Source organism: Paenibacillus sp. CR_12, from assembly GCF_041953985.1.
In the GTDB taxonomy this organism is placed as follows: domain Bacteria; phylum Bacillota; class Bacilli; order Paenibacillales; family Paenibacillaceae; genus Paenibacillus_AQ; species Paenibacillus_AQ lautus_A.
The window spans coordinates 200,979-216,588 of sequence record NZ_JAVFHO010000001.1; the positions used below are offsets into that span (position 1 = coordinate 200,979).

Annotated in this window: 16 protein-coding genes; 14 read left to right on the top strand and 2 right to left on the bottom strand. The window is 50.1% G+C overall.

Going from position 1 to position 15,610, the window contains the following annotated elements:
- The first annotated feature begins 6 nt into the window (after positions 1-6).
- From RB297_RS00950 to glnA, 11 genes are all read left to right on the top strand, one after another.
- Positions 7-786 (top strand): class I SAM-dependent methyltransferase, encoded by a 780-nt coding sequence (locus RB297_RS00950; RefSeq protein WP_015734657.1) that lies wholly within the window; start codon positions 7-9, stop codon positions 784-786.
- A complete protein-coding gene (gene miaA, locus RB297_RS00955) occupies positions 776-1,723 on the top strand; it encodes a tRNA (adenosine(37)-N6)-dimethylallyltransferase MiaA (RefSeq protein WP_096773366.1) in 948 nt (315 codons plus the stop codon). The genes RB297_RS00950 and miaA overlap by 11 nt, the downstream gene beginning before the upstream one ends.
- A gap of 53 nt (positions 1,724-1,776) precedes the next feature.
- Positions 1,777-2,016, top strand: a complete 240-nt coding sequence (gene hfq, locus RB297_RS00960; RefSeq protein WP_009590863.1) for an RNA chaperone Hfq — start codon at positions 1,777-1,779, stop codon at positions 2,014-2,016.
- Between the two features lie 188 nt (positions 2,017-2,204).
- Positions 2,205-4,886, top strand: a complete 2,682-nt coding sequence (locus tag RB297_RS00965; protein ID WP_375119486.1) for a PBP1A family penicillin-binding protein — start codon at positions 2,205-2,207, stop codon at positions 4,884-4,886.
- Positions 4,887-4,985: 99 nt separating this feature from the next.
- Entirely contained in the window at positions 4,986-5,543 is a 558-nt protein-coding gene (locus tag RB297_RS00970; protein ID WP_015734660.1) for a ribonuclease FAU-1 family protein, read from the top strand.
- Entirely contained in the window at positions 5,543-6,196 is a 654-nt protein-coding gene (locus RB297_RS00975; RefSeq protein ID WP_192572408.1) for a YdcF family protein, read from the top strand. Before RB297_RS00970 ends, RB297_RS00975 begins: the two co-directional genes overlap by 1 nt.
- Positions 6,197-6,278: 82 nt before the next feature.
- Complete coding sequence (locus tag RB297_RS00980; RefSeq protein WP_096773369.1) at positions 6,279-7,262, top strand: AAA family ATPase; 984 nt, start codon at positions 6,279-6,281, stop codon at positions 7,260-7,262.
- 121 nt (positions 7,263-7,383) lie between these two features.
- Positions 7,384-8,676, top strand: a complete 1,293-nt coding sequence (hflX, locus tag RB297_RS00985) for a GTPase HflX (protein WP_375119487.1) — start codon at positions 7,384-7,386, stop codon at positions 8,674-8,676.
- A 147-nt stretch (positions 8,677-8,823) separates the two neighbouring features.
- Entirely contained in the window at positions 8,824-10,077 is a 1,254-nt protein-coding gene (locus tag RB297_RS00990) for a methionine gamma-lyase family protein (RefSeq protein ID WP_277748614.1), read from the top strand.
- 81 nt (positions 10,078-10,158) lie between these two features.
- Positions 10,159-10,569 carry a MerR family transcriptional regulator gene (locus RB297_RS00995; RefSeq protein WP_006209652.1) on the top strand — a complete coding sequence of 137 codons (411 nt, stop codon included), beginning with the start codon at positions 10,159-10,161 and terminating at the stop codon, positions 10,567-10,569.
- A 61-nt stretch (positions 10,570-10,630) separates the two neighbouring features.
- Positions 10,631-11,959, top strand: a complete 1,329-nt coding sequence (gene glnA / locus RB297_RS01000) for a type I glutamate--ammonia ligase (RefSeq protein WP_015734665.1) — start codon at positions 10,631-10,633, stop codon at positions 11,957-11,959.
- Positions 11,960-12,031: 72 nt separating this feature from the next.
- On the opposite strand, the gene RB297_RS01005 is transcribed toward glnA, so the two are convergent.
- Complete coding sequence (locus RB297_RS01005) at positions 12,032-12,547, bottom strand: hypothetical protein (protein WP_192572359.1); 516 nt, start codon at positions 12,545-12,547, stop codon at positions 12,032-12,034.
- A gap of 236 nt (positions 12,548-12,783) precedes the next feature.
- Here RB297_RS01005 and RB297_RS01010 point away from each other — a divergent pair, with 236 nt between their 5' ends.
- Together RB297_RS01010 and RB297_RS01015 are read left to right on the top strand one after the other, a co-directional pair.
- Complete coding sequence (locus RB297_RS01010) at positions 12,784-13,329, top strand: RNA polymerase sigma factor (protein ID WP_430623458.1); 546 nt, start codon at positions 12,784-12,786, stop codon at positions 13,327-13,329.
- Entirely contained in the window at positions 13,322-14,128 is an 807-nt protein-coding gene (locus tag RB297_RS01015; protein WP_375119488.1) for a hypothetical protein, read from the top strand. The genes RB297_RS01010 and RB297_RS01015 overlap by 8 nt, the downstream gene beginning before the upstream one ends.
- Before the next feature lie 70 nt (positions 14,129-14,198).
- Here the strand turns inward: RB297_RS01015 and lexA are convergent, their stop codons facing one another.
- Positions 14,199-14,825 (bottom strand): transcriptional repressor LexA, encoded by a 627-nt coding sequence (gene lexA, locus RB297_RS01020; protein WP_009596010.1) that lies wholly within the window; start codon positions 14,823-14,825, stop codon positions 14,199-14,201.
- Between the two features lie 176 nt (positions 14,826-15,001).
- Between lexA and RB297_RS01025 the strand changes: the two genes are divergently transcribed.
- A complete protein-coding gene (locus RB297_RS01025) occupies positions 15,002-15,373 on the top strand; it encodes a LysM peptidoglycan-binding domain-containing protein (RefSeq protein WP_375119489.1) in 372 nt (123 codons plus the stop codon).
- Positions 15,374-15,610 lie beyond the last annotated feature (237 nt).

Sequence of the window (15,610 nt, forward strand, 5' to 3'; positions counted from 1 at the left end):
ACCTTCATGATCATTACAACTGGAGAAGCGGAAGCGCCGGACATCGTCGAGCGTGCCAAACGTTTAGCCCAGGAAACCGGCTGCCGTTACGTCCAGCGCGGCGGCCATTCATTGCGAAAATTAGCCCGCAGGTTCGGGGACGACGACGTACTGGTGGTACTGAACGGACATGTGCGTTTGAGCGGACCTGGCGGCTCTGTCATGGAATTTCACCCGAGCATGGGCTTTGTCCGATTGAAGCGGGTGCTGAACGGAAAACCCGATCCCATGCTGGAGGCATCGGGGATGGAGGAAGGGGACTCCGTGCTGGATTGCACGGCGGGCCTTGGAGCCGACTCCCTGGTATTCTCGGGCAAGGGAGGGGCGAACAGCCGGATCACCGCCCTGGAAAGCTCGCTGCCTTTGTTTGCGCTGCTGAAAGAGGGGCTACGGACCTATGAAAGCCATCTGGAAGCCAGCGATCAGGCGATGCGGCGAATCGAGGTCAGGCACAGCCATCACCTGGATTATTTGAAATCGCTTCCGGACCAAAGCGTCGACATTGTCTATTTTGACCCGATGTTCCGCGAACCGATCACCGACTCGGCTTCCATCAACCCGTTAAGGCATTATGCTAACGGCGAGCCTTTGGATGCGGAAAGCGTGAGGGAAGCGATCAGGGTCGCGCGCAAAACCGTCGTCATGAAGGAAGCGCGGTCCAGCGGAGAATTCGAGCGGCTCGGCTTTGCACTGCCTGAACGGGGAAAATCCAAAATAACGTACGGAGTGATTTCCATTGACAGATGAAACCAAACCGAAGCTGCTGGTTCTCATCGGACCGACAGCGGTAGGCAAAACCAAAATGAGCATTGAAATTGCGAAGGAATTCGGATGTGAGATTATATCCGGCGATTCGATGCAGGTATACCGGGGCATGGATATTGGCACGGCCAAAATTTCCGAGGAGGAAATGGAAGGCGTCCCCCACCATCTCATTGACATTCACGAACCTGATCACCCGTACTCGGTAGCCGAATTTCAAGAGCAATGCCAGCGGCTGATCGCCGAGATCACGGAACGGGGGAAGCTTCCGTTCATCGTTGGCGGAACCGGGCTTTACGTAGAGTCGGTATGCTACGGTTATCAGTTCAGCGAGACCGGAGCGGATGAAGTTTTTCGGGAGGAGCAGTTCCGCTTCGCCAATGAACATGGAGCAGAGGCTCTCCATCAGAAATTGGCAGAAGCCGATCCTGAAACTGCCGAGCGGCTTCACCCTAACGACCTACGCCGGGTCGTTCGTGCTTTGGAAGTATTTCATGTGACCGGCATCCCACTTTCGGCCCAGCTGGCGCCTCAAACCAAGCAGTCTCCCTATGACTTATGCTTGGTCGGTTTGACAATGGACAGGCAAATGCTATATAACCGTATTGAAGAGCGAATTGACCTTATGCTGAGCCAAGGACTTGTCGATGAGGTGGCGGCGCTCATGGACAAAGGGTTTGCTCCGGGGCTTGTATCCATGCAAGGGCTGGGTTACAAGGAAATCGTGTCGTACCTTAAAGGGGAATTCAGCTACGAGGAGGCCGTCGTGCTGCTTAAGCGCGATACGCGCCGTTTCGCTAAGCGGCAGCTATCTTGGTTTCGCCACATGAAGGACATCGAGTGGGTAGACGTCACCGACTCGGGAAATTTTTCTGCTAACTATCAAAAAATCCGTGCTATAATAGCAGGAAAGTTTCACTGAAATCTTGAATATATTTTCAAAACAATCTAATTGAACCATTGGGGGTACGGCTAATGAACAAGTCCATTAACATCCAAGACACGTTCTTGAACCAACTGCGCAAAGAGAACATTCCGGCCACGGTATACCTTACAAACGGCTTTCAGATCCGTGGAACGATCAAAGCTTTTGACAATTTTACCATCGTGATTGACAGCGACGGCCGTCAGCAAATGGTGTACAAGCATGCTATCTCCACGTTCATGCCGCAGCGTAATGTGTCCCTGATGCAGGATAACAACAGCGAACAATAGATTTTAGAATGGATTCATAGAGAGCAAAAAATCATACCGCCTTTGATTAATTTGAAACTTTTTGGTTTATAATTCGTTTAGCTTATAAGGAGTGCAGAGAGCAACCTGAGAAGGTTGTTCTTTTCTTTCCGAGGCACCACTCGAGAGTCAGAAGGTTTGATCCCGCAAGGGAGTAAGGAGGGGGACAAATGGCTGGAAAAGATAATCAGATGTCTCGGTTGAATAAAAACAAAGACAACTCGAAGACATCCAAAACCACGAAACCGAATGCGAAGAAGAAAAAGGGCAAGGGAAAGCGAATTGCATGGGCGCTGTTTTTCACGGCCGTCATTGCGATCTTCTGCGCGCTTGCAGGTTATTTGTTCATCCTGATCAGCGGAGAAAAGCTGCTGGAACAGAATCAGGATAAATTGACCGCTTACGGTACTTCCAAAGTTTATGACCGCAACGGAACGCTGATGGGCGAGTTGTCCCTGCAGAAGAGCGATCCCGTGAAGTACGAGGATATTCCGGAGAAATTGATACAAGCATTCATTGCAACTGAAGATAAACGGTTCATGGAGCATAACGGCGTGGACATGTGGTCGATCGGCCGTGCAGCCGTCAAGGATATCATGGCCCGGTCCATGGTGGAAGGCGGAAGCACGATCACGCAGCAGCTGGCGAAGAATATATTCCTGACCCGGGACAAAACATTCTTCCGTAAGGCGACTGAAATGTCGATCGCGCTGGCGCTTGAGCGTCAGCACAGCAAACAAGAAATTATCGAGATGTACTTGAACCGGATTAACTTCGGTGGACCTTATTACGGCATCAAAGCTGCATCCGAGCGTTATTTCGGCAAGTCGGATCTGAACAAGCTGGATTTATGGGAAATGGCGACGCTTGCGGCAATGCCGAAAGGGCCGTCCCGCTATAATCCGCTCAAGAATCCCGACCTTTCCAAAGAGCGGCGCGCGGTCGTCCTTACCCTGATGGAACAACAGGGATATATCACGGCCGAAGAGGCAGCGGAAGCCAAGAAGGTGGACTATGCCTATACGCCGCCTGAAAGACAACAGAAGTATACGGCGTTTATCGATTATGTCATGGAAGAGGCCGAAGAGAAGTGGGGCCTTACCGAGGATGACGTTAACATAGGCGGTTATCAGATTTATACCACGATGGACGTGAATGCCCAGACGGCCATGGAAGAGGAATTCAATAATCCGGCCAACTTCGAAGAAAGTCCGGATGACGTGCAGGTCGAAGGCTCCATGGTCATCATTAACCAAGAGACCGGCGGGATCGTCGCCATGGTCGGCGGTCGGGAGTATACGCGCGGCGGGTTCAGCCGGGCTACCGACAGCCGTCGTCAGCCGGGCTCCGCTTTGAAGCCGATTGTATCCTACGCACCGGCGCTCGAATCCGGCAAATTTACGAAGGATTCGAGACTCAGCAACAAGAAGCAGTGTTTCGGCAGCAATTACTGTCCGAATAACCTGCACGGTTACTCGGAGACGATCGGCATGCCGGAAGCGATTCAGCGTTCCGAGAACATCCCGGCCGTATGGCTGTTGAACCAAATCGGCGTGAAAACCGGATTTGATTTCGCCCAAAGTCTCGGCATCAAGATGTCCGAAGGGGATGCGAACCTATCCTTGGCCCTCGGCGGCATGGATACCGGTACGAACACCTTTGAGATGGCTCAAGCTTTCAGCGCTTTTGCCAATGGCGGAGAATTCAAAGAGGCATTTGCGATCAAACAAATTAAAGACAACAAAGGCAAGGTTGTGCATGAGAACAAAGGCAGCAAAGGGAAGCGCGTGATGAGCGAGACGACGGCTTCGCAAATGACGGACATGATGCGCCGCGTCGTAGAGGACGGAACGGGTAAGAATGCCCGGATTAGCCGTCCGGTAGCCGGTAAGACGGGAACCACGCAGAGCGGCTACAAGGGCGTCAGCTCGAACCGCGACGTATGGTTTGTCGGCTATACGCCGGAATTAACGGCAGCTGTATGGATGGGTTACGATAATCCTGACCGCCAGCATCTGCTGAAGCGAAGCAGCTCGATCTCTGCTTCCTTATGGGGCAAAGTGATGGAGAAGGCGGTTCAAGGCTATGAAGCCAAGAATTTCCCGAATGTCGAGCCGGTACAGCCGCCTGTAGAAGAACCGGCATTAAGCGCAGTCAGCGGTTTGACGGGCTCTTATAACGGGGAGACCCAGACCGTATCACTGAGCTGGAATCCGGTTCAAGGCAATGTTCAGTACCGCATATACCGTAAGGAAACGTCCGAGTCCGAGTACACGCGCATCCTCGATTCTTTGGGTGGAACCTCCATTGAGGATATGAGTGCGATGGAAGGATTGACATACGATTATTACGTAACGGCCTTCGATCCATCAACCGGCGATGAATCGGAACCTTCGAACATTTTGCAGATCGTGGCTGTTTCCGAGGAATTGCCGCCTGAGGATCTGGAACCCGATCCGGGAGACACTCAAGAACCGCCACCGGTGGATAATGGTGAGAACGGGGAAGGAAACGAGATGCCGGGTAATGAGAATGGTAACGGCAATGGGAATGGTAACGGCAACGGCAACGGTTCGGGCGAACCGGGCAATGGCGAAGGCCATGGGAATGGAAACGGAAACGGCAACGGAAACGGAACGACTCCGCCTGACAATGGAAACGGAGCTGGGAATGGTCAGGATGGCCAAAATCCCGGCGACGGAACGGACGGCTCTGGAGATGGAACGAGCTCCGGTGACGGTGGCACGGGAGGAACCGACACGGATAGCGGCAATATCCCTACGGTTCCGGGAACGATCGTGGATCCGTCGGATCCGGCGAACGCGCCTGACCAGTCCCAAGACAGCCCATAATAAATTCGGAAGCCTCCGCATGTTTGCGGAGGCTTCTTTGTTTTGAGTGTGTTACCCAAATGTGGTAAGCTGGGAATACGAATGGGGAGGAAAAGTTCCATGAAACGTAAATTCGGAGATCGGGCGAATTGGCGCCGTATCACGCGCCGGCACTTCACTTCCCGGTATGTGGAATGTGAGCAATTTACAGGGTATCTCACGTTATATACCATCTATGGCCTGAAAGAACCGTTGTGGAAGACGTATGGCCGTCATACTTACCGAATCGCGGACAAAGGCTATTCATGGCTGCAGTATTATCCCAAGGACAGCCATTACATCGTTACGGCCATGTTTGACGACAAGCGAAATATTGTTCAATGGTATATCGATATTTGCAAGAAACAGGGTGTAACCGATCAGGGCGTTCCATGGTTTGACGATCTATACCTGGACGTTGTGGTCGTCAAGAATGGCGAAGTGTTCTTGCTGGATGAAGATGAGCTTGAGGATGCCCTGCGCCGGAATGATATTACCCGGGATGATTACAGGCTTGCCAAGGTGACTGCTCGGAACCTGCTTCGGGCCATCGACGCACATGAATTTCCTTACTTTATGATGTCACTGAAGCATCGCGACCAGTTATTTCATAACGGAGAGTTCAGGAGGAAGAAATAATGCGTCAGGAAATACATAAAGGCCTGCCGACCGCAGGCACAAGAAAGAGAGCGTGGTATCGGCGAGGGATCTATACCCTGCTCTCGCTCGTCGTTCTCGGAGTTTTATGGTCAGGTTATGCGTATTGGAAAATCGAAAGCGCCGTCAGCAGACCGGCGGAGAAAGCGGACGTCGGCATCATTTTGGGCGCCTCCATGTGGGGGGATCAACCAAGTCCCGGCCTTCGCGAACGCCTTGAGCATGCGCTGGTTGAGTATAATGCAGGTCGATTTGATACCTTCATTGTTACAGGCGGTCTGGATAAACCCGACTACAATTATACCGAAGCCGAGGGGATGAGAAACTTCCTGGTCGAGGCAGGGGTGCCCGAAGAACGAATCTTCCTTGAGAACGAAGCTACGAGCACTTACGAGAATTTGCTATACAGCCAAGCGATCATGGAGGAGCACGGGTGGAACACCGCTATCATTGTAACCCATGATTACCACGGGACGAGGGCCATGGAGGTCGCAACAGCCCTTGGCTACGATCAACCCTCGATGTCGCTGACGGAATCTACCGTTCTGCCCATGGCAAAGCACAAGTCCCGGGAAGTGCTGGCTTATACGAAATGGACGGCGGATCGGCTGTTGATCGCCATGGGTGTCCTATGAGGACGAAACTTCTAATAAGCAGGCTGTAAATAGAATACATTGGAATAGATAGTCAGCCCTTTGGATAAAGAGGTGAGGAGCAATGAACGGGCGTGTAACGGCCGCTAACGGCCGATCTGAAGGACGGCCATCCCGGCAGATAAATGTCGTGCTCCGCAGCGCGGAACCCCCACTCATCAGCAGTGCGGTTCCGGAACGCGAACCGGCCCCTTCGCCGAACCCTGTTTCCCAGCACAGTCTATTCCAGGAAATACAAAAAGAGCTGGATCAGCTGGTAGGTCTCGAACAGATCAAAGACCTGGTGTTTGAAATCTATGCTCTGCTTCAAGTAGCCCAGATGCGTTCGGAAGCAGGCTTATTAAGCGGCGGTCATGTATACCATATGATTTTCAAAGGAAATCCCGGTACGGGCAAAACGACGGTCGCCCGCATCGTGGCGAAGCTGTTTCAGAAGATGGGCGTGCTGAATAAGGGTCATCTGGTCGAAGTGGAGCGGGCGGACCTCGTAGGCGAATATATCGGCCACACGGCACAAAAGACCAGGGAACTGGTCAAGAAGGCGTTGGGTGGCATTTTGTTCATCGACGAGGCCTACAGCCTCGCGCGCGGAGGCGAGAAGGATTTTGGCAAGGAAGCGATCGATACGCTTGTCAAAGCCATGGAGGATCATAAAAACCAGTTCATTCTTATTCTGGCGGGTTACAGCGACGAGATCGATTTTTTTATGGATTCGAATCCCGGTCTCTATTCCCGTTTTCCGATCCAGATGGACTTCCCCGATTACAATCTGGATCAACTGATCCAGATTTCCGAGCTGATGGCGAAGGAGAGGGATTATATCTTGATGCCGCAGTCGCTGAGCAAGCTCAAGGAACACCTGCAGATGGAGAAGGATCACGGACTACACGCCTTCAGTAATGCACGTTATGTAAGGAATGTCATCGAGAAATCGATAAGGAATCAATCGGTTCGGCTGCTGAATCAGTACGTAACCGGAAATCCCGGCAAGCTGGAGCTTATGACCCTGCGGCCGGAGGACTTTAAGTTAAACGGAAAATTACAATGATTTTAAGCTTGTCTTCGAACATAATGAAGGGGTAACGCTGCTTTCTTTGGATCATAATGTTTATTGCAGGCAGCAGCGGTTAGTTAAATTAGGAGACGTATCGTTAGAAGGAGTTGGCTATATGACAAATATAACGCATGATACCCGGACAGAGATCGAAGATAAGGCCGTTCTGGTCAGTTTGGTAACGGACGCGGTTAAACGCACCGGGATTAATCCGGAACACTCGCTGCAGGAGCTGGTTCAGCTGGCCGAAACCGCTGGAGTAGAGGTGCTGGATGTCATTACGCAAAATAGGGAAGTGCCGGATTCCAAATGGTTCATCGGCAAAGGGAAAGTCGAAGAGCTGCGCATGGCGATTGATGGCTTAGGCGCAACCACGGCCATATTCGACCAGGAATTATCGGGGGCGCAGGTTCGAAATCTGGAAGAATCGCTTGATGTCAAGATTATCGACCGGACTCAATTGATTCTGGATATTTTCGCGCAGCGGGCGAAAACGCGTGAGGGAATTATCCAGGTGGAGCTGGCCCAGCTTACGTACCTGCTCCCGAGGTTATCGGGACATGGCAAAAATCTGTCCAGGCTCGGAGCGGGAATCGGGACGCGCGGACCGGGGGAGAGCAAGCTCGAAACCGACCGCAGGCATATTCGCGACAGAATCAGCGATCTGAAGCGGCAGTTGGATGAAGTCACCCGGCATCGGACGCTCCATCGGGAACGCCGGAAGAAGAGCGGGGCCGTGCAGGTTGCGCTTGTCGGTTACACCAATGCCGGCAAATCGACTTTGTTGAATCGGTTAACGGCCGCAGACGTTTACATCGAAAATCAATTGTTTGCGACGCTGGATCCCACTTCGCGCGTGCTGGAGCTGCCAAGCGGCAAAGAAGTCGTGCTTACGGATACCGTAGGATTCATACAGAATCTTCCCCATGATCTGGTGGCTGCGTTCCGTGCGACGCTGGAAGAAGCAAACGAAGCCGATATGATCCTTCATGTCGTGGATGCTTCTTCACCTATGCGGGACGAACAGATGGCGGTGGTTCAGTCCATTCTTCAGGATTTGGGTGCCGCCGATAAACCTCAAATCGTCCTGTTTAACAAAAAGGATGCATGTGAGCCGGGGCAGCTGGAAATGCTGCCGACGGGTGAGGGGCAATTAAAGATCAGCGCTTACGTTGATCAGGACTTGGAATCGGTGCGCGAAGCGATTCAGGACCGGCTCTCCGGGGGCAACGTCACGTTCCGGATTCCGGCCGACCGCGGCGATTTGAACTCGGTAGTATACCGGGTCGGAGACGTGCTGGAGCAGTCTTTTGACGAGAATGATATCCTCTATGAGGTCCGGATCAATAAAGCGGATTATGAAAAGATGGGTTATTTGCTTCATGAGTACGTTCAGAATGGATCTTAAGCATAGGTAGTAAATGCGCATAAGCCCCTGTTCAGGGGCTTATATTGCGTGTTCGGGGCGGTTTTGAAACGTTGATGAGTTCTAAGTAACAAAAATATGTGTTAAGATGTGAGACATCATGTGTATAAGAGGAGAGAGCAGTTTGTCATGGCAAGATTTTCGCAAGATATACTTGAATTGAGCAGTGAGATTGAGTCCAAAATCAGTCGGCGTATACGGGAGATTGACACCATTGTTGATTTTAATCAGTGGAAGGTCATTGATGCTTTTCAGAAGTTTCAGGTGAGTGATTTCCATTTTGCGGGTTCCACCGGCTATGCCTATAATGATCGTGGCCGTGAAGTGCTGGATGAAGTTTACGCTGACGTATTCAGAGCCGAATCTGCCCTGGTCCGGCCCCATTTTGCTTCGGGAACCCATACGATCTCGACGGCTTTGTTTGGTGTATTACGACCGGGAGATGAGCTGCTGTATATTACAGGGCGTCCCTACGACACGCTGCATAAAGTCATTGGCGAGCCCGGGGACGGCACCGGATCGCTGCGCGATTTCGGTATCGGCTATCGTGAGGTGGCCCTGACAGAACAAGGGGACATTGATTGGGAGCGGGTTGAGAGTGCCATCGCGCCTTCAACGAAAGTTATCGGTATCCAGCGTTCCCGGGGATATGATTGGCGGTCTTCGTTTACCGTTGCCCAGATTGGCGAGATGGTAAGCCGTATACGGTCCATTCGCGAGGATGTAATCGTGTTTGTGGATAACTGCTACGGTGAGTTTACGGAGCGTCTGGAACCGACGGCGGTCGGCGTTGATCTGATGGCGGGTTCCCTAATCAAAAATCCTGGCGGCGGCATTGCCGAAACCGGCGGCTACATATGCGGCAAAGCAGCCTATGTCGAGCAGGCGGCGTATCGGTTGACTGCACCCGGAATCGGACGTGAAGTCGGGGCTATGCTGGGAACAACCCGAGGAATCTATCAGGGCTTATTCCTGGCACCTTCCACCGTCGGGCAAGCCATCAAGGGAAGCGTCTATGCTGCTGCGATGTTTGAAGCCGTGGGATTTACGACCAAGCCGGGCTGGCAGGATGAGCGTACCGATTTGATCCAGGCGGTATCTTTTAGCGGAGCGGAACATCTGATCGCTTTTGTACAAGGGATTCAACGGGCCGCTGCCGTGGACAGCCATGTGGTTCCCGAACCTTGGGATATGCCGGGATATGAGCATCCGGTGATCATGGCGGCAGGCACGTTCATTCAGGGAGGAAGCCTGGAATTGTCCGCGGATGCGCCTATCCGTTCACCCTATATCGGCTACATGCAGGGTGGTTTGACTTATTCTCATGTTAAATATGGGGTACTTATGGCACTCCAAAGCATGAAAGATCGTAAACTATTGTAAGTTATCCTTACATGCGGTTGACGTGGCTGATCAGGAAATGTACAATAGGATCAGAATAACCACTTGGAAGGTTGATGAGATATGGGTGATGAGATTCGGAGGAATATGGCGTTATTTCCGATAGGCATTGTTATGAAGCTTACGGATCTATCTGCCAGACAAATTCGCTATTATGAGCAGCATAATTTAATTGTCCCAGCCCGTACGTCGGGCAACCAACGCCTGTTTTCCTTCAATGATGTGGAGCGACTGCTAGAGATTAAGGCTTTAATTGAAAAAGGCGTGAACATTGCCGGTATTAAGCAAGTCATGAACCCGGTCACGAAAGAGTCTGAAGAGGCTACCGTCATTACGCCGGACACGGAGAACAGACGCCGTGAGATGTCGGAATCGCAGCTGCGCCGTTTGCTGAAGCAGGAATTGATTACCGCTAAAAGACCGGGTCAGGTTTCATTGATTCAAGGGGAATTATCCCGGTTTTTTAATAAATAAGGATTGCCATGCTGTCATTCTTCATGGAGTCTAGTTTTTTATTTAAAAAGGAGAGGATAAAGTGAGTTATACCAGAGAGGACATTCTACGCATCGCCAAAGAAGAAAATGTTCGATTTATCCGCTTGCAATTTACAGATTTGCTGGGAACGATCAAAAACGTTGAAATTCCGGTAAGCCAGCTGCCTAAAGCGCTTGATAATAAAATGATGTTTGACGGTTCTTCCATCGAAGGGTATGTGCGTATCGAGGAATCCGATATGTACCTGTACCCGGATCTGGATACCTTCATGATCTTCCCTTGGGTATCCGAGGATCGCGTCGCACGTCTGATCTGTGATGTTTACATGCCGGACGGCACCCCGTTTGCGGGAGATCCGCGCGGCATTCTGAAGAGAGCACTGAAGGAAGCCGAAGAGATGGGCTTCACTTCCATGAATGTCGGTCCGGAGCCGGAATTCTTCTTGTTCAAAACCGACGAAAAAGGCAATCCGACGATGGAGCTGAATGACCAAGGCGGATACTTTGACCTGGCGCCTACGGATCTCGGCGAGAACTGCCGCCGTGACATCGTGCTGACGCTGGAAGAGATGGGCTTCGAAATCGAAGCTTCTCACCATGAGGTTGCACCTGGCCAGCACGAAATCGACTTCAAGTACGCAGATGCGATCAAAGCGGCTGACCAGATTCAAACCTTTAAATTGGTTGTTAAGACGATCGCTCGTCAGCATGGACTGATTGCAACGTTTATGCCAAAACCGCTATTCGGCGTAAACGGCTCCGGCATGCACTGCAACCAATCGCTCTTCAAAGGCGGCGAGAACGCGTTCGTTGATGAGAGCGACGAGCTTGGCCTGAGCGTAACGGCTCGGAACTATATGGCGGGTATTCTTAAGCATGCACGCGCGTTTGCTGCGATCACGAACCCGACGGTGAACTCGTACAAGCGTCTCGTGCCTGGTTACGAAGCACCTTGCTACGTGGCATGGTCTGCAAGTAACCGCAGCCCGATGATTCGTATTCCAGCATCCCGCGGTCTGAGCACGCGCATCGAAGTGCGTAACCCGGATCCGGCTGCGAATCCGTATCTGGCTCTGGCTGTCATGCTGAAAGCTGGCTTGGACGGCGTTAAGCGTGAGCTGTCGCTTCCGGCACCGATCGACCGCAACATCTACGTGATGACGGAAGAAGAGCGCATCGAGGAAGGCATCCCAAGCTTGCCGGCAAACCTGAAGGAAGCGCTCAACGAATTGATCCGCAGCGAAGTCATTTCCGATGCACTCGGTGACCATGCGCTGGCTCACTTCTACGAGCTGAAAGAGATCGAATGGGATATGTACAGAACGCAAGTTCACCAATGGGAACGCGATCAGTACATTACGATGTATTAATAGAGGAATCCCCGCTGCCAAGTGGCAGCGGGGATTTTTTAATGCAAACATGATTTCAGCATTTAAAATTCATTAGTAAACAGCATGAATTGTGAGTCGGTATGGATCTAATATATTGAAGCCCATGTTCCCGTATACCATAACATAGTAATTAGGGATGGTACCGTCGCTTTTTAATCCCGGTACACTAACGCCGGCGACACCGTTTATTGCATAGGAGCGAGCAACTTCAGTATATCCATTTTGGCCAGGCACTTTCTCGTAGACTGCAAAGTTATAATTAAAGTAAGAGCCAGGCGAATATAGACTGATATTATAGGAACTTGCGTTATTAGTCGGCAAGTGCCAGAAATCAAGATCGCCCATGCTGCTAATATATCCATAGTTCGTACCGTTATCCCATTCATACAACACGGCAGTGTCAGCCGATTCATAATTATCGTTGGGCTCACTTTCATAATTCGTCAGTGCCTGAATAGTGGCTGTATCTGAATCAGGGTTCGGGCTTGGGGAATTTGCAAAGGCAGAATGAGCAGTAGCAAGAATTAATACCGTTGCGATAAATGTTGCTATGGATAATTTCTTCATTTAACTACCTCCCAAAAACAGTTTAGGTCGGCCAACCTCCTAAATAATACCATTAAATATTAGAGATTGTAAGTTAAATATGTTAAATAGTGTCTTTATATCTACATTTTAGCGCAAATGAAAGATCGGGTTGTTTATACTTTATAGAATAGAATCTTCCCTTACCTACGGGAGATTCTTTTTTATTTTGCGAAAAAAGGAACCTTTGCTCGCTTCCATGACTCTAATTAGATGAGGTGAATCGGTTGGAGCTCGAATACTTAAAGCAGATGACGGTCATGGACAGCCAGACGCTGGATAAAATCATGAATGAATATGGAAACGATGTGTGGAATTATGCGTATTTTTTGACCAAACAGCATGCCTTGGCAGACGATATTGCACAAGAAGCCTTTATTAAGGCCTATTACGGCATACATACCTTTCGCGGTCAGGCGACGCTGAAAACGTGGCTGCTTACGATCACGCGACATACGGCGTTTCGGTACAAACAGGCTTTTTTCTTTCGGAAAGTCATCCTTAAGGACAAGCTTACCGCCAGTTCGTCAAGCCGGTCAGCAGAAGCGGAATATTGGGACGAGCAGTATACGGATGAAATATGGGCAATGATTATGACTTTGCCGAGCAAGCTTAGGGAAGTATTGGTCCTGGACCTATACTATGAAATGCCGATGCATGAGATTGCGAAGCTGCTTCATATTGCGATAGGCACCGTAAAATCCAGATTGCATCGGGCCAGGAAAAAAGTACAAAAACTAATGAAGGAGAAGAACGATGAGTGAGGATAAACCAGACTGGTACAACCGTGCTAAAAAAGCTCCTTTTTCAAATGAAAAGTTCACGTCCGAAATGAAAAAAAACGTGCATAGGTCCGTGATTTTCACCGACAGCAAACCTAAACGTCGAAAGCACTTACAAGTTGGATTAGCTGGCGGGTTCATGCTTCTGATTATTTTAATTGCCTTTCAATTGCCTTATGGCGGGGACGAACAACAGAGAGCAGGGACTATGCCCCCTACTAAGGAGGAGACAATCCGGGCACAAGGCGTAACGGATGAAGGACGGTTAAACGTTATTGCAGTTGGACAGGAAAAAATAACGACATTGGGTGCACCGAGCTGCTTCGGTATCGAAACGGATCGGTCGTTTACCGGAAACTACAGCGTGCAGTATAGCACTAACCAAGTTACAAATGAAGTCACTACGCTGGAGGGGCTTACATTTATTCAACCGACATCTGCTCCGGTTGATATGATTCGCCTGCCGTTTCAAGATGCCGATGTATTTATACTCGCACCGCAATATAGGGACTGTCATGGCATACAAATCTATGCGTTCGCCGTAGAGCATGAAACGGGTAATGCCGTGCAGCTTCGATTTCAGGATGAGTCCTTGGTATCCTACTTTTCGTATTATAGACCAGGTACGGCTCCCGAGGTGAAGGAGAATAAGCTTGTTCTGCAGTCTACGGAGGGACCGGGAGGCGAAGGTTCGCCGGACTATGTTTCTGAAAGAATGTATCAATTAGATCTTAAGCAAAATGCGTTGGTTCTAGTGTTGCGTAAGACCGGAACGTTCTAGTGCATGTCCTAAAAAAGAGGTTACCATTCCAATATAAGGAAGGTAACCTCTTATTCATAATTCTATGGAATTAGTGTACGTCCCTGAAGAGACCGATCACTTTCCCGAGAATCGTAACATGGTTCAAGCGCAGCGGCTCATAGGTAGGATTCTCCGGCTGCAATCGTACATGGTCCTTCTCCTTATAGAAGGTCTTCACGGTTGCTTCATCTTCTTCTGTCATTGCTACGACAATGTCACCATTGTCCGCGGTTTGCTGCTGGCGAACGATGACGTAGTCACCGCTGTGAATACCGGCTTCAATCATACTGTCGCCGACTACGGACAACATGAACACCTTATCGTCGCCCACGTAATGCTGCGGGAGCGGGAAATAGTCTTCAATGTTCTCCATGGCCGTAATCGGCACGCCTGCTGTGACTTTCCCGACGACAGGCACTCTGGCAATGGTGTGCGTAAACAGATTCGCGCTCTCGGATTCTTCTTGGCCAAGCAGCTCGATCGCTCTTGGTTTCGTAGGGTCACGGCGGATCAGGCCTTTCTTCTCCAAACGGTCCAGATGACCATGGACCGTAGAACTGGAAGCTAGTCCGACAGCCTCGCCGATTTCCCGGACAGAAGGCGGGTAACCCTTGCTACGAACTTCGTTGCGGATAAACTCTAAGATCGCCAGCTGGCGGCTGGATATTTTCGACATGCCGTATCAACCCCATTTAGTAACGTTTGGGAAAATTATAACATAGAACTACCGTTCGTACAAACATAAGTTCTAAAATAAAAATAGAACAAATGTTCTTTTGGGTATTGAATCAAACAAGTGTTCGTGTTAAGATAAATCCATAAGAGAACACTTGTTTGGGAGATGATGATTCCATGTTGAAATACAGCACATACCGCAGCATTTATGAGAACGTTCCGGTGGTAACAGAACAAACATCGAAGACTTGGGGCATTTACTTGAAATCGAAGATAGCTTCGATCCCTTTGAATAAACTGTTGTTCACCCTGCTTATTGTGGCCATCTTTTGGACAGGTGCATATTCCGTTTTTGCCGGTGGGACAGAGAAGCCGACTGGAGAGAAGCAGGTGATCGTTCAATATGGCGATAGCTTGTGGCGAATTGCTTCCCTTCACAAACCTGCGGATATGGATACACGCGTATATCTGGATAGCATACGAAGAATGAACGGATTGAAGGGTCCGAACATACAGGCTGGGGAAGTGCTGTCATTGCCGGTTTGGTGATTTGACGTGTTGCTTCTAAACCAATAGGCATTCATACTCCATATAATCACCACATACTGCTGGTTACTTCCTGTTTAATGACACATCATATTCTGCTTGTCAGATTGAATCATTTAAGCGTAATAGCGCGTTTACAATAGATAACTATAGATTACCTCCCCATAGACGGTATTCGTTTATGCGCATCATATATTCCTATTTGTTCTTAGAAGAGTTTGCAAGGGCTCAGTTGCCTTG

Bases quoted from the DNA above. Each gene is read 5' to 3' on its own strand.
- RB297_RS00950 (WP_015734657.1), top strand. From the start codon at position 7: ATGATCATTACAACTGGAGAAGCGGAAGCGCCGGACATCGTCGAGCGT.
- hfq (WP_009590863.1), top strand. From the start codon at position 1,777: ATGAACAAGTCCATTAACATCCAAGACACGTTCTTGAACCAACTGCGC.
- RB297_RS00965 (WP_375119486.1), top strand. From the start codon at position 2,205: ATGGCTGGAAAAGATAATCAGATGTCTCGGTTGAATAAAAACAAAGAC.
- RB297_RS00970 (WP_015734660.1), top strand. From the start codon at position 4,986: ATGAAACGTAAATTCGGAGATCGGGCGAATTGGCGCCGTATCACGCGC.
- RB297_RS00975 (WP_192572408.1), top strand. From the start codon at position 5,543: ATGCGTCAGGAAATACATAAAGGCCTGCCGACCGCAGGCACAAGAAAG.
- RB297_RS00980 (WP_096773369.1), top strand. From the start codon at position 6,279: ATGAACGGGCGTGTAACGGCCGCTAACGGCCGATCTGAAGGACGGCCA.
- hflX (WP_375119487.1), top strand. From the start codon at position 7,384: ATGACAAATATAACGCATGATACCCGGACAGAGATCGAAGATAAGGCC.
- RB297_RS00990 (WP_277748614.1), top strand. From the start codon at position 8,824: ATGGCAAGATTTTCGCAAGATATACTTGAATTGAGCAGTGAGATTGAG.
- RB297_RS00995 (WP_006209652.1), top strand. From the start codon at position 10,159: ATGGGTGATGAGATTCGGAGGAATATGGCGTTATTTCCGATAGGCATT.
- RB297_RS01005 (WP_192572359.1), bottom strand. From the start codon at position 12,547: ATGAAGAAATTATCCATAGCAACATTTATCGCAACGGTATTAATTCTT.
- RB297_RS01015 (WP_375119488.1), top strand. From the start codon at position 13,322: ATGAGTGAGGATAAACCAGACTGGTACAACCGTGCTAAAAAAGCTCCT.
- lexA (WP_009596010.1), bottom strand. From the start codon at position 14,825: ATGTCGAAAATATCCAGCCGCCAGCTGGCGATCTTAGAGTTTATCCGC.
- RB297_RS01025 (WP_375119489.1), top strand. From the start codon at position 15,002: ATGTTGAAATACAGCACATACCGCAGCATTTATGAGAACGTTCCGGTG.